We start from the raw sequence: 13,409 nt of genomic DNA on the forward strand, positions 1-13,409 counted from the left end.
ACTCCGTATGTCTACGCAGCCCCCCTCCCCCGCCGCCCTTGCCGAGCGCCTGCCCCAGCTGATGCTGCACGACGAGCGGCGGCTCGGCCGGCGGCTCGACGGTGCCCGCCGGATCCGTAAGCCCGAGGCGCGGCAGTCCGTGCTGGCCGAGATCGCCGAGGCGATGGACCGGGCCGAGCTGCGCGTCGCGGCGCGCCGGGCCGCGCTGCCGGCGATCGTCTATCCCCAGCAGCTGCCCGTCAGCCAGAAGAAGGACGAGATCCGCGACGCGATCCGCGACCACCAGGTGGTGATCGTGGCCGGTGAGACCGGGTCCGGGAAGACCACCCAGATCCCGAAGATCTGCCTGGAGCTGGGGCGCGGGGTGCGCGGGCTGATCGGCCACACCCAGCCGCGCCGGATCGCGGCCCGTACCGTCGCGCAGCGGGTCGCCGACGAGCTGGGGACGCCGCTGGGGGAGACGGTGGGCTGGAAGGTCAGGTTCACCGACCAGGTCGGGGACTCGACCCTGGTGAAGCTCATGACGGACGGCATCCTGCTGGCCGAGGTGCAGCACGACCGCGAACTGCTGAAGTACGACACGATCATCATCGACGAGGCCCACGAGCGGAGCCTCAACATCGATTTCCTGCTGGGCTACCTCGCCCAGCTGCTGCCCCGGCGGCCCGATCTGAAGATCATCATCACCTCGGCCACCATCGACCCCGAGCGCTTCGCCCGGCATTTCGGCCCCGGGGAGGGGCGGGCGGCGCCGATCATCGAGGTGTCCGGGCGGACGTTCCCGGTCGAGGTCCGTTACCGGGAGCCCGAGGAGGACGACGACCAGGTCTCCGCGATCTGCGCCGCCGTCGACGAGCTCCAGGGGGAGGGGCCCGGCGACATCCTCGTCTTCCTCTCCGGGGAGCGCGAGATCCGGGACACCGCCGACGCGCTGGAGAAGCGCCGGCTGCGGTTCACCGAGATCCTGCCGCTGTACGCGCGGCTCTCGCACAGCGAGCAGCAGCGGGTCTTCCAGCAGCACAGCGGGCGGCGGGTGGTGCTCGCCACCAACGTGGCCGAGACCTCGCTCACCGTGCCCGGCATCAAGTACGTGATCGACCCGGGGACGGCCCGCATCTCCCGGTACAGCCACCGCACCAAGGTGCAGCGGCTGCCGATCGAGCCGGTGTCGCAGGCCAGCGCCAACCAGCGCAAGGGCCGCTGCGGGCGGACCAGCGACGGCATCTGCATCCGGCTGTACTCGGAGGAGGACTTCCTCTCCCGGCCCGAGTTCACCGATGCCGAGATCCTGCGGACCAATCTCGCCTCCGTGATCCTCCAGATGAACGCGGCCGGCCTGGGCGAGGTCGAGAAGTTCCCCTTCATCGACCCCCCGGACCACCGCAGCGTCAAGGCGGGCGTGCAGCTGCTGGAGGAGCTGGGCGCGCTGCACGGCGCCAAGCTCACCGACACCGGGCGCAAGCTCTCCCAGCTGCCGGTCGACCCGCGGCTGGCCCGGATGGTGCTGGAGGCCGGCCGCAACGGCTGCGCCCGCGAGGTGATGGTGATCGCCGCCGCGCTGTCCATCCAGGACCCGCGCGAGCGCCCCGCCGACAAGCAGCAGGCGGCCGACGAGAAGCACCGGCGGTTCCGCGAGGGGCCCGGCGAGGAGTCCGACTTCCTCGCCCTGGTCGCGCTGTGGGACTACGTGCGCGAGCGGCAGCGCGAGCTGTCTTCCTCCGCCTTCCGCCGGATGTGCCGCACCGAGTTCCTGAACTACCTGCGCATACGGGAGTGGCAGGACATCTACGCCCAGCTGCGCTCGGTCGGGAAGACCATGGGGGTCACCCCCGGCGACCAGGCCGCCTCCCCCACCGTCGTCCATCAGTCGCTGCTGGCCGGGCTGCTCTCCCACCTCGGGCTCAAGGACACCGACAAGAACGAGTACCTGGGTGCCCGCAGCGCCAAGTTCGCGGTCTTCCCCGGCTCGGCGCTGTTCAAGAAGCCGCCGCGCTGGGTCATGTCGGCCGAGCTGGTGGAGACCTCCCGGCTGTGGGCCCGGGTCAACGCGAAGATCGAGCCGGAGTGGATCGAGCCGCTCGCCCAGCACCTGGTCAAACGCACGTACAGCGAGCCGCACTGGGAGCAGAAGCAGGCGGCGGTGATGGCGTACGAGCGGGTCACGCTGTACGGGATCCCCGTCGTCGCCCAGCGCAAGGTCAACTACGGCCGGATCGACCCGGAGACCTGCCGGGACCTGTTCATCCGCAACGCCCTGGTGGAGGGCGACTGGCGTACCCAGCACCAGTTCTTCCGGGAGAACCGCGCGCTTCTCGCCGAGGTCGAGGAGCTGGAACACCGCGCCAGGCGCCGCGACATCCTGGTGGACGACGAGACGCTGTACGACTTCTACGATCAGCGGCTTCCGGAAGAGATCGTCTCCGGGGCGCACTTCGACTCCTGGTGGAAGAAGAAGCGCCACGACGAGCCGGATCTGCTCAACTTCGAGAAGTCCATGCTCATCAACGAGCGGGCCGAGGGCGTCACCAAGGCGGACTACCCGGACACCTGGCGGCAGGGCCGGCTCTCCTTCCGGGTGACGTACCAGTTCGAGCCGGGCACGGACGCGGACGGCGTCACCGTGCACGTACCGCTCCAGGTGCTCAACCAGGCCACCCCGGACGGTTTCGACTGGCAGATCCCGGGGCTGCGCGAGCAGTTGGTGACCGAGCTGATCCGCTCGCTGCCGAAGCCGATCCGGCGGCACTGCGTACCGGCGCCGAACTACGCCGCCCGCTTCCTGGCCGGGCTCTCCGGGCCGACCTCCCGGCCGCTGCGCGTGGAGCTGGCGGCGGCGCTCCAGCGGATGACCGGGGTACGGGTGTCGGCCGAGGACTTCTCGCCGCAGGCGGTGCCGGCCCATCTGCGCATCACCTTCCGGGTGGTGGACGAGCGGCGCCGGACGCTCGGCGAGGACAAGGACCTGGAGGCGCTGCGGCTGGCGCTCAAGCCCAAGACGCGCGAGGCCATCTCGCGGGCGTTCAAGGCGTCCGGGCAGGCCGCGGGCGGGGAGACCTCCCAGGTGGCCCTGGAGCAGCGCGGCGGCATCACCTCCTGGACGGTGGGGACGCTGCCGCGCCGGTTCGAGACGCGGCGGGCCGGGCAGCCGGTGCAGGCGTATCCGGCGCTGGTGGACGAGGGGTCGAGCGTCGCGGTGCGGCTGTTCGACACCGAGGAGGAGCAGCTCGCCGCGATGTGGCCGGGGGTGCGGCGGCTGGTCATGCTCCAGTTGCCCTCCGATCCGGCGAAGTTCGCGGTGGGCAAGCTGGACAACGCGGCGAAGCTGGCGCTGGCCGCCTCCCCGCACGGCAGCGTGCAGGCGCTGCTGGCGGACTGCGTGACGGCGGCGGCGGACCGGCTGATCGCCGACCGGGGCGGGGTGGTGTGGGACCAGGAGAGCTTCACCAAGCTCTTTGACGCGGTGCGCGCCGACATCGTCGATCTGACGCTCAAGATCGTGCGGCAGGTGCGGCAGGTGCTGATCGCCTGGCAGGCGTGCGAGCGGCGGCTGAAGGCCACCACCAGTCCCGTCCTGGCCTCCTCGGTGGCCGATGTACGGCAGCAGCTGGGCGAGTTGCTGCGTCCGGGCTTCGTCACGGCGCACGGGGCCGGCCGGCTCGCCGATCTGCTGCGCTATCTGACGGCCGTGGACCGGCGGTTGCAGCAGCTGCCGCACCAGGCGGAGCGGGACCGGGCGCGGATGGCCAAGGTCGCGGAGATGCGGGACGAGTACGCGTGGCTGCTGGAGCAGTTCCCTGCCGGGCGCCCGGTGCCGCGGCAGGCCCGGGAGATCCGCTGGATGATCGAGGAGCTGCGGGTGAGCTACTTCGCGCACGCGCTGGGCACCGCGTACCCGATCTCCGACAAGCGGATCGTGAAGGCCATCGACGCGCTGGTGCCGGGGCCCGCGCGCTGAGCCGGCCGGCGGTGCGGCGGGCCGATCTTCCGATTGGCTCCGCGCCCCGGCGGTGGGGTAGAGTCATCGACGCAAGGAACGAGGTCCTGTAGAGCAGTTTGGAGTGCTCGCCACCCTGTCAAGGTGGAGGCCGCGGGTTCAAATCCCGTCAGGACCGCATCACGAACCGGACCCCCACAGGGGGTCCGGTTTTTTTGTGTCACGTTTTCAACTACCCCGATGGAAAAGGGGAGTTGAGGGGAAGGAGAGGGGCAGAGGATGAACGGGCCCCGCCGCGAAGGAGCGGGCCGGCCCGGAGCGAAGGGTTCGCACTACCTCAGCAACTGCCGTGCGGACAAGAGTTTCCCCGTGTGACGGGAGTCACCTGGAACGATCGCTCAGCGGGCTGGTTCGACCCCGCAGAGACACCCGCTTATTTAATATGTGCAATTGCACCGCCCCCAGAGGGCTTCCGGAAGATCCCCCGAAAGATGCCGGAAGGACCCGGAAGCCGGCACCCCGGCGTACGCCGGGGGAAAAGCAGATCGCGCCGGACCCGGCGGAGTCCGACGCGATCTATGACCAGGAGGCCGGGATGGGGGCCCCGAAACCTGGGTTGTACTGGGGTTTTACCGGGTGTAGCCAGGTGTTGCAGGGTGTTGCGCTTGCTGTGCTGCTGGCTCAGGCCTCGCCGCGCTGCTGCGGGATGCCCGCCAGCAGTGCGCGCACCTCCGCTTCGCGGTAGCGGCGGTGCCCACCGAGCGTGCGGATAGACGTGAGTTTGCCCGCCTTTGCCCAGCGTGTGACCGTTTTGGGGTCGACGCGGAACATCGTGGCAACCTCAGCCGGGGTCAGCAGCGGCTCGGCATCAGGGGTGCGAGCGGTCATGAGCGGCCTCCTCGGGAGAACCGAACCATCACGGTTCTTTCCTCTAAATTCTGCACCTTGGCCCGCGTTGCCCGAAATGGCAGACGCGGGCCGAGTCGGTTATAGGACGAACGGCTTGTCCTCGGCACTACAACTACACCATCCGTCCAGCCGGGTCGGCCAAACCGATGGAATTGCGCTCTCAGGTGTTCAACCTCGGCGGAAGCCGATGGACCATGCCATAGCGGACAGTTATCGATGGGTGACAATCAGTCACTATCCTGATCAGTCCGCATCTGGCGCACCAAGGAGTGCATTACCGATCTATCCGCCCTTCGACGGATAGAAGAAGCCCGATCGGGCTCCTTGTCCTATTTTGGCACGAGGAGACGGGTTGCTGACAAGACTTCCTTAGAGTGCCTTCCATCACGCTTGGGCCTTTAGTCCCATGGCCCGGCGTCCCGGTCGGCCCTCAGTTGGCGAACTGGCGCTCCCGGACGGTCATCCAGCGCTCGGTCAGCTCCTCGTACAGCCTGCCCGCCCGCTCCAGGTCGCCCTCTGCCAACGCCGAGAGCCCCGCCGCGACCTCCGCCGCCGAGCGATCGGCGGCGAGCTGTTCCTCAGTGATCGTATAGACCAATCCGCCGTAGTCCAGTTCGACCAGTGACCGCGGATGAAACTCCTCCAGCCAGCGACCCACATCGGTGAGCGCCGCCGCCAGCGGACCGTCCCCCAGCCCCTGGCCGGGAGGTGCCCCCAGCTCCTCCTCCTTCTCCTCCCGCGCCCCCACCTCGGAGGGCGCCTCGGCCGCCGCCTGCCGGGCCGCGTCCCGCACCGTCCGCAGCCCGCGCGCCACCCGCTGCCGGGCCCGGACCATCGGCGTCCGGTAGCGCAGCGCCGCCGGCCTCCCCTCCCCCAGCCCCTCCCCCGCGGGCTCCGCCGCCGTGAACTCCCGCTCCTCGTCCGCGAACAGCGCGAACCAGCGCACCGGCACATGCCACAGCGCCGACCTGATCCACGGCCGGGCGTCCGGGTTCCGCTCCCGCCAGCGCCCGTACTCCTCCACCGCACGCTCCCGCGCCTGCGGCGGCAGCGCCGCGTCCAGCACCGACTGCGGCATCAGCCAGTGCCCCACCTCACCCAGCGCCTCCCAGGAGCGCAGCCGGGTCCGCCAGGGGCACACGCACACCACCCCGTCCACCACCGCCACGAACGCGTCGGCGCTCTCCTTGGGCGGCACCACCCGTCCCGGCACCGCGATCAGCTCGCGGATCGAGCGCCGCAGCTCCTCCTGCGGCCCCGGGATGTCCCCGCGCTCGGCGTACCGCGCCCAGTGCGCGCGCTCCGGCTCGGGGAACGCCCCCAACGGCTCGTACACCCGTAGATACGCCGCGTACGGCACCTTCGACACGTGCGGTCCCTCCAAGTCCCGGCTCCGGCGGCACGGGCGGCCCGCCCGGTCCCGCCGGGGGCGCCGCCGCACACCCCTCGATCGTGGCAGTGTGACGCACCCACGGCATCCCCTGCGCGGCATCAGGCTTCAGGGCCTGTCTGATGGATCCCGCCCGGCCCGCGGCGTCTGGCACGGCACCTCGCCGCACTCCGCTTCGCTCCGTCTCTGCTCTTCTTGCGAAGACCTTGGAGGCAGAGCTGTCGAGACGCCCGAGTAGCCCACTACGAGGACGCCCCTCCGCCCTGCGACGCACCGCACCTGGGGGTACCTCCCGGCCGAAGGCTGGGGGAGCCGCGGGCCTGACCGGCGCTATCCGTCGGACAAGCCCTAAGCTCGTCTCAGCAGGCCCTCCCGACCACTTGGAGGGCATCCGCCGCGTAGCGCAGGAGTCACCACCGTGACCGACGTAACAGCCGCTGTCAGCGCCGACAGTGTTCCCTTCGCCCCCTCCGGCTCCGTCCTGGACACCCTTTTCCGCTCCGAGCAGGGCGGCCACGAGCAGGTCCTGCTCTGCCAGGACCGGGCTTCAGGACTCAAGGCCGTGATCGCCCTCCACTCCACCGCCCTGGGCCCGGCGCTCGGCGGCACCCGCTTCCACGCCTACTCCGGCGCGGCCGTGCCCGAGGAGGCCGCGCTGCGCGACGCCCTCAACCTGGCGCGCGGGATGAGCTACAAGAACGCCCTGGCCGGCCTGGACCACGGTGGCGGCAAGGCCGTGATCATCGGTGACCCGAACACCCTCAAGAGCGAGGAACTGCTGCTCGCGTACGGGCGCTTCGTCGCCTCGCTCGGTGGCCGTTACGTCACCGCCTGCGATGTGGGCACCTACGTGGCCGACATGGACGTGGTGGCGCGCGAGTGCCGCTGGACCACCGGGCGTTCCCCCGAGCAGGGCGGCGCCGGGGACTCCTCGGTGCTCACCGCCTTCGGCGTCTTCCAGGGGATGCGGGCAGCGGCGGCGCACCGCTGGGGCACCCCGGACCTGGCCGGCCGCACGGTGGGCATCGCGGGCGTCGGCAAGGTGGGTCACCTGCTGGCCGGGCACCTGATCGGGGCGGGCGCCCAGGTGGTGATCACCGATGTGCGCGCGGAGTCGGTGGCGCGGGTCAAGGACGCGCACCCCGGGGTACGGGTGGTGGCGGACACCGAGGCGCTGATCACCACCGAGGGCCTGGACATCTACGCCCCGTGCGCGCTGGGCGGCGCGCTGAACGAGCGCACGGTGCCGGTGCTGACCGCAGGCATCGTGTGCGGAGCGGCCAACAACCAGCTGGGCCACGCGGGCGTCGAGAAGGACCTCGCGGACCGGGGCATTCTGTACGCGCCGGACTACGTGGTGAACTCGGGCGGGGTCATCCAGGTGGCCGACGAACTCCACGGTTTTGAGTTCGCACGTGCGAAGGCGAAGGCCGAGTTGATCTACGGGACGACCCTGGAGATCTTCGAGCGCGCCGACACCGAGGGGGTCCCGCCGGCGGTGGCCGCCGACCGGATCGCCGAGGCCAGGATCGCGGCGGCGGGCCCACGCTGAGACGCCCTCGCGGGGCGTACGGGGGCGGCGGCTCGCCCCCCGGGTAAGACATGTCACCACCCCTAGGGCGAGTCGCGCTCCGAAAGAAGGTAAAATCGCCGCTGACCAGCAAGGAGAGTTTCACCGGAATCGTTCGGGCGACCCGGGACCTGCGGACGGCGTACCGCAGGCGCGCGGAAGCAGGTACGGTTGAAACCCGATGGATCGGGTCCTCGTCCGAGAGCCCGCTCTCCTTTATGAACGGATGTCAACACTCCGGGGCCGTTGGGCTCCGTCGTTGAGGGGGTCGAGCCAATGGGGCGCGGCCGGGCCAAGGCCAAGCAGACGAAGGTCGCCCGCCAGCTGAAGTACAGCAGTGGCGGAACCGATCTGACACGTCTGGCCGAAGAGCTGGGTGCATCGCCGTCGAACGAGCCGCCGAACGGCGACCAGTTCAAGGACGACGAAGAGCTGGACGATGAGCTGGACAACGACCCGTACGCGAAGTACGCGGAGATGTACGGCGACGACAGCGACGAGGACGAGGACGAACAGGGGACCGGCAGGTCCCATGGGTCCTCCGGCTCGTCCGGTGCCCCGAAACGCCGGGGCACTTGAGCGGAATCTCAGGCAGTTCCTCAGCAGCCTGCTGAGCGACGGCAGCACGCGACCCGGTCCCGGTACCACCACCACCGGACCGGGTGCTGTGCTGTCCACGGACTGCCCCTCGCCTATCAGGCGTAGTCACCACTGAGCGTCACGGCCTCATCGCCCTCGGCACGCTCGGTCACCTCACCGGCCACCCATGCCGGTACTCCGCGCTCGGCGAGCAGCGCCAGCGCGCCGTCCACCGCGTGCGGCGGCACCACGGCGACCATCCCCACGCCCATGTTGAGCGTGCGCTCCAGTTCCGGCCGCGCCACCTTGCCGGCGTCGCCGACCAGGCCGAAGACGGGCGGCGGGCTCCAGGTACCGCGGTCCACCCGGGCGTGCAGCCCCTCGGGCATGACGCGGGCGAGGTTGCCGGCCAGGCCGCCGCCTGTGATGTGCGAGTACGCGTGCACCTCGCTGTCCCGGGCCAGTGCCAGGCAGTCCAGGGAGTAGATCCGGGTGGGTTCCAGCAGCTCCTCGCCGAGGGTGCGGCCCAGCTCGGGCACCTCGCGCTCCAGCGCCCAGCCCAGCTGCCGCAGCAGCACATGGCGGACCAGGGAGTACCCGTTGGAGTGAAGGCCGGAGGCGGCGAGCGCGATCACCGCGTCGCCGGACCGGATGCGGTCGGCGCCCAGCAGCCGGTCGGCCTCGACCACACCGGTGGCGGCGCCGGCCACGTCGTACTCCTCGGGGCCCAGCAGCCCCGGGTGCTCGGCGGTCTCGCCGCCGACCAGCGCGCAGCCGGCCAGCACACAGCCCTCGGCGATGCCCTTGACGATGGACGCCACCCGTTCGGGGTGCACCTTGCCGACGCAGATGTAGTCGGTCATGAACAGCGGCTCGGCCCCGCACACGACCAGGTCGTCCACGACCATGGCGACCAGGTCGTGGCCGATGGTGTCGTGGATGTCCAGGCGCTGGGCGATGGCGACCTTGGTGCCGACGCCGTCGGTGGCCGAGGCCAGCAGCGGGCGGCGGTAGTTCTTGAGCGCGGAGGCGTCGAAGAGCCCGCTGAAGCCGCCGAGGGTCCCCACGGACTCCGGGCGCTGGGTCTTGGCCACCCACTTCTTCATCAGCTCGACGGCGGTCTCGCCGGCCTCGATATCGACACCGGCGGCCGCGTAGCTGGCACCGGGCTGCCCGGAGTGGGTGGTCATCGCGCGTCTCTCTGTGGATGGGGCGGGGGGAAAGGGGAAGGTGCGGGGCCCGTACGGGAGGTACCCGCCTCGCGGTCGGGTCGGTCGTACGGGCCCGGCCGCCCGCGGCTAGGGGCGGCGCAGCGCGTCGGCGGCGCCGGGACCGGTCAGCAGCGTCAGCGAGGTACGGGCGTCTTCCTGCTCCAGGACATCCTTGCCGAGCACCTGGGGGTCGGGCAGCTCGACGGGGTACTGGCCGTCGAAGCAGGCCCGGCAGAGGTTGGGCTTGTCGATGGTGGTGGCCTCGATCATCGCGTCTATGGAGATGTACGCGAGGGAGTCGGCGCCCAGGGAGGTGCCGATCTCGTCGACCGACAGGCCGTTGGCGATCAGCTCGGCGCGGGTGGCGAAGTCGATGCCGTAGTAGCAGGGCCACTTGATCGGCGGGGAGCTGATCCGGACGTGGACCTCGGCGGCGCCGGCCTCGCGCAGCATGCGGACCAGGGCGCGCTGGGTGTTGCCGCGGACGATGGAGTCGTCGACGACCACCAGGCGCTTGCCGCGGATCACCTCTTTGAGGGGATTGAGCTTGAGGCGGATGCCGAGCTGCCGGATGGTCTGGCTGGGCTGGATGAAGGTACGGCCGACGTAGCTGTTCTTGACCAGTCCCGATCCGTACGGGATGCCGCTGGCCTCCGCGTAGCCGATCGCGGCGGGGGTGCCGGATTCGGGCGTGGCTATGACCAGGTCGGCCTCGACCGGTGCCTCGGCGGCGAGCCGGCGGCCCATCTCCACCCGGGAGACGTACACGTTCCGGCCGGCGATCTCGGCGTCGGGGCGGGCCAGGTACACGTACTCGAAGACGCAGCCCGCGGGCTTCGCGTCCGCGAATCGGGAGGACCGCAGACCGTTCTCGTCGATGGCGATCAGCTCACCGGGCTCGACCTCGCGGATGACCGAGGCGCCCACGATGTCCAGGGCGGCCTGCTCGGAGGCGACCACCCAGCCGCGCTCCAGGCGGCCCAGGACCAGCGGGCGGATGCCCTGCGGGTCGCGGGCGGCGTACAGCGTGTTCTCGTCCATGAAGACGAAGCTGAACGCGCCTTTGACCTGGGGCAGCACGATCGGGGCGGCCTGTTCGACGGTCAGCGGCTCCCCGGTGGCCTCGTCCCGCTGGCCGGCGAGCAGCGCGGTGACGAGGTCGGTGTCGTTGGTGACCGCGGCGCGCTGGCGGCGGCCGTGGTCGGTGGGGAGTTCGGCGACCAGGTCGGCGAGGTCGGCGGTGTTGACGAGGTTCCCGTTGTGGCCGAGCGCGATCGAACCGTGGCCGGTGGCCCGGAACGTCGGCTGGGCGTTCTCCCAGGTGGAGGCACCGGTGGTGGAATACCGGTTGTGGCCGACGGCCAGATGCCCCCGCAGGGAGCCGAGGGAGGTCTCGTCGAAGACCTGGGACACGAGTCCCATGTCCTTGAAGACCAGAATCTTGGATCCGTCGCTCACCGCGATGCCCGCGGACTCTTGTCCGCGGTGCTGGAGTGCGTACAGACCGTAGTAGGAGAGCTTGGCGACCTCCTCGCCCGGGGCCCAGACACCGAAGACGCCGCAAGCGTCCCTCGGGCCCTTTTCACCGGGGTCGAGGTCGTGGCTGAGGAGTCCATCACCACGAGGCACGTGGTTGAGTCTAGGACAGGTTCTCCGCTGGGGAAGAACCAGTGGATTGTGAGACATCCCCCAGCGGGTGCCTGACCTGCCCCGTTTCCGCACCCTGTGACATCAGCCGAGCACGGGCAGTTGACCGGCGAGGGAGATCGCGCGTTCGCCGCTCGCCCTGAGCCGGCCGGTGGCGGCGGTCTGCGCCCAGGTGGCGCGGCCGGTGGCCAGCCGCAGCCAGGTGATGGGGTCGGCCTCGACGACCGAGGGCGGGGTGCCGCGGGTGTGCCGGGGGCCCGGCAGGCACTGGACGGCGACGAACGGCGGGACGCGCAGCTCGGTGGAGTTGCCGGGGGCCTTGGCGGCCAGGGCGTCCGCCAGCACCCGGACGGAGATGGCCAGGGCACCGCGGTCCAGCCGGACGGGGCTCTGCAGGGAGCGGGTCAGGTCGTCGCTGTGCACCACCAGCTCCACCACCCGGGTGACGGTGAAGTCCAGGCCGCGCATCGGGCCGAAGCGGTGCGGCAGGAGGAGGTCCTCGCGGACGGCCGTCTCCAGGACGGCGTCCAGCTCCTCGGCGGCGGCGTCGATGGCCTCCACCGGGTCGCCCGCGGCCTCGGGGGCGTCGCCGATGCCGGCGCCGGGGTGGACGGCCCACTCGTCGAGATCGAGCGCGGGCCGGGTGGCGGCGGGGGCGGGCTGGGCGAGGAGCCGGGGGACGGCGTCGATCTGGCCCGCGATGTGCGCGAGCAGCGAGCTGACGTCGCGGCCCGGCAGGGCGGCGGGCCGGGCGAGCTGCTCGGGCGTGAGGGCGTGGGCGGCCAGCCGTACGTGTTCCACCTGCGCGAGCAGCGCGTCACGGACTCGGTCGGGGTGGTAGGCGCGCGACTTGCGCCGGACGGCACACATGGGAGGGAGCTTACGGCCATTCCTGCGGGAAGATCAGTGTTTGGGGAGGTGAAGTGGGGTGGGAGCGTGGTGGCAACGACATGACAACCTGATACCAAGTGGCCGGAGGGCGGCTGTGGCCTCGGCGCGCTGTGCCATGCTCCCGGTATGGCTTACGCGGACCGTTACCTCGCCGACGACGAAGAACTCCTTTACGAGACCAGGCAGCACTGGACCACGCTGGTCAGTGAGTTCGTGCAACTGGTCGTCATCGCGGCGGTGGCGGCCGTACTGACGCTGATCATCGGGGACCTCGGCTCCCCCGTGGCGTGGGTGGTGCTGGGGCTCGCCGGGATCGCGATCATCTGGCGGTGGCTGGTGCCGATGCTGCAATGGCGTTCGACGGTGTACTTCCTGACCACCAAGCGCCTGCACAAGCGCACCGGTTTCCTCAACAAGGTGGGTCGCAGCATCCCGTTGAGCCGGGTGAACGACGTGTCGTTCTCGGCCTCGCTGTGGGAGCGGATCATGCGGTACGGCACGCTGCACGTCCAGTCCGCCTCCGAGCAGGGCAAGATGACCTTCAAGCACGTGCCCAGCCCGGAGGAGTTCAAGAACCGGGTGTACGAGGCGCTGGACCGCGTCGACGACTGAGACCGGCCGGCCGCCCGCCGTTCACACGTCCCGGTCGCGGCCTTGATAATCGTGCGAGAACAAAGGGAGTTGGGGCCGGTCACGCCACGCGCGTAGCCACTACGATCATTTCTTGTGATCGCACTGGTGGTGACCATCGCGCTGGCGTTCGCCGGCTATCTCGCCACGTACCTCAACGGGGTACGGCTCTCCCAGCGCCAGGAGCGGCTCGCCCGGGTGAACCGGCAGCTGAGCGACTTCTACGGGCCGTTGTTCGCCCTCACCGAGGGCAACAGCCGCAGCTACGCCGAGTTCCTGGAGCGCAACGTCCGGCCGGACGGCAGCTCACCGTTCGGCGAAGGCGGACCCGCCGCCACCGAGCGGGAGAGCAGCGAGTGGCGGCTGTGGGCGTCCACCGTGTTCCTGCCCAACATCCAGGCGATGCGCGATCTGGTGATCCAGCGCGCCGACCTGCTGCGCGAGCGCGAGGTGCCGCCCGTGCTGCTCGAACTGTGCGCGCACGTCTCCGGATACGAGATCACCGCGGCGCGCTGGGCGCGCGAGGACTACAGCGAACACCTGTCGGTGGTTCCCTTCCCCGGCGAGGAGATCCGCGCCTACGCGCGCCGCGGGTTCACCGAGCTGAAGGCGGAGCAGGCCCGGCTGCTGGGCGGCTGAGCCCTCCCC

The 13,409-nt window shown here is 70.6% G+C and carries 10 protein-coding genes and 1 tRNA gene; 6 read left to right on the forward strand and 5 right to left on the reverse strand.

Features of this window, described 5'->3' with window-relative positions; translation table 11 throughout:
* The first annotated feature begins 7 nt into the window (after window positions 1-7).
* Together hrpA and H7827_RS13325 are read left to right on the forward strand one after the other, a co-directional pair.
* Window positions 8-3,955, forward strand: a complete 3,948-nt coding sequence (gene hrpA, locus H7827_RS13320) for an ATP-dependent RNA helicase HrpA (RefSeq protein ID WP_432745257.1) — start codon at window positions 8-10, stop codon at window positions 3,953-3,955.
* 82 nt (window positions 3,956-4,037) lie between these two features.
* Window positions 4,038-4,112 (forward strand) — tRNA-Asp (locus tag H7827_RS13325).
* A gap of 503 nt (window positions 4,113-4,615) precedes the next feature.
* Here the strand turns inward: H7827_RS13325 and bldC are convergent.
* Window positions 4,616-4,822 (reverse strand): developmental transcriptional regulator BldC, encoded by a 207-nt coding sequence (gene bldC / locus H7827_RS13330; protein WP_019431930.1) that lies wholly within the window; start codon window positions 4,820-4,822, stop codon window positions 4,616-4,618.
* A 451-nt stretch (window positions 4,823-5,273) separates the two neighbouring features.
* Entirely contained in the window at window positions 5,274-6,212 is a 939-nt protein-coding gene (locus H7827_RS13335) for a hypothetical protein (protein WP_432745260.1), read from the reverse strand.
* 439 nt (window positions 6,213-6,651) lie between these two features.
* Between H7827_RS13335 and H7827_RS13340 the strand changes: the two genes are divergently transcribed.
* Window positions 6,652-7,785, forward strand: coding sequence for a Leu/Phe/Val dehydrogenase (locus tag H7827_RS13340; RefSeq protein ID WP_432745262.1), 1,134 nt, complete (start codon window positions 6,652-6,654; stop codon window positions 7,783-7,785).
* 294 nt (window positions 7,786-8,079) lie between these two features.
* Window positions 8,080-8,382: a DUF3073 domain-containing protein gene (locus tag H7827_RS13345; protein WP_386537050.1), complete on the forward strand. Its 303-nt coding sequence runs from the start codon at window positions 8,080-8,082 to the stop codon at window positions 8,380-8,382.
* A gap of 116 nt (window positions 8,383-8,498) precedes the next feature.
* Here H7827_RS13345 and purM read toward each other — a convergent pair whose 3' ends face one another.
* From purM to H7827_RS13360, 3 genes are all read right to left on the reverse strand, one after another.
* Complete coding sequence (purM, locus tag H7827_RS13350) at window positions 8,499-9,572, reverse strand: phosphoribosylformylglycinamidine cyclo-ligase (RefSeq protein ID WP_432745265.1); 1,074 nt, start codon at window positions 9,570-9,572, stop codon at window positions 8,499-8,501.
* 108 nt (window positions 9,573-9,680) lie between these two features.
* Window positions 9,681-11,222, reverse strand: coding sequence for an amidophosphoribosyltransferase (gene purF / locus H7827_RS13355; RefSeq protein WP_375878023.1), 1,542 nt, complete (start codon window positions 11,220-11,222; stop codon window positions 9,681-9,683).
* A 102-nt stretch (window positions 11,223-11,324) separates the two neighbouring features.
* A complete protein-coding gene (locus H7827_RS13360) occupies window positions 11,325-12,110 on the reverse strand; it encodes a sterol carrier family protein (protein WP_386537045.1) in 786 nt (261 codons plus the stop codon).
* A 147-nt stretch (window positions 12,111-12,257) separates the two neighbouring features.
* On the opposite strand from H7827_RS13360, the gene H7827_RS13365 reads away from it, so the two are divergent.
* Together H7827_RS13365 and H7827_RS13370 are read left to right on the forward strand one after the other, a co-directional pair.
* Window positions 12,258-12,743, forward strand: coding sequence for a PH domain-containing protein (locus H7827_RS13365; protein ID WP_390116058.1), 486 nt, complete (start codon window positions 12,258-12,260; stop codon window positions 12,741-12,743).
* Window positions 12,744-12,857: 114 nt separating this feature from the next.
* On the forward strand, window positions 12,858-13,400 hold the full coding sequence (locus H7827_RS13370) for a hypothetical protein (protein ID WP_030733215.1): 543 nt from the start codon (window positions 12,858-12,860) through the stop codon (window positions 13,398-13,400).
* Window positions 13,401-13,409: the final 9 nt, after the last annotated feature.

It is taken from the genome of Streptomyces sp. JH002, from assembly GCF_050916115.1.
GTDB lineage: Bacteria > Actinomycetota > Actinomycetes > Streptomycetales > Streptomycetaceae > Streptomyces > Streptomyces xiamenensis.

Coding starts and splice junctions, on each gene's coding strand:
- hrpA (WP_432745257.1), top strand. CDS start 8: ATGTCTACGCAGCCCCCCTCCCCCGCCGCCCTTGCCGAGCGCCTGCCC.
- bldC (WP_019431930.1), bottom strand. CDS start 4,822: ATGACCGCTCGCACCCCTGATGCCGAGCCGCTGCTGACCCCGGCTGAG.
- H7827_RS13345 (WP_386537050.1), top strand. CDS start 8,080: ATGGGGCGCGGCCGGGCCAAGGCCAAGCAGACGAAGGTCGCCCGCCAG.
- purM (WP_432745265.1), bottom strand. CDS start 9,572: ATGACCACCCACTCCGGGCAGCCCGGTGCCAGCTACGCGGCCGCCGGT.
- H7827_RS13360 (WP_386537045.1), bottom strand. CDS start 12,110: ATGTGTGCCGTCCGGCGCAAGTCGCGCGCCTACCACCCCGACCGAGTC.
- H7827_RS13365 (WP_390116058.1), top strand. CDS start 12,258: ATGGCTTACGCGGACCGTTACCTCGCCGACGACGAAGAACTCCTTTAC.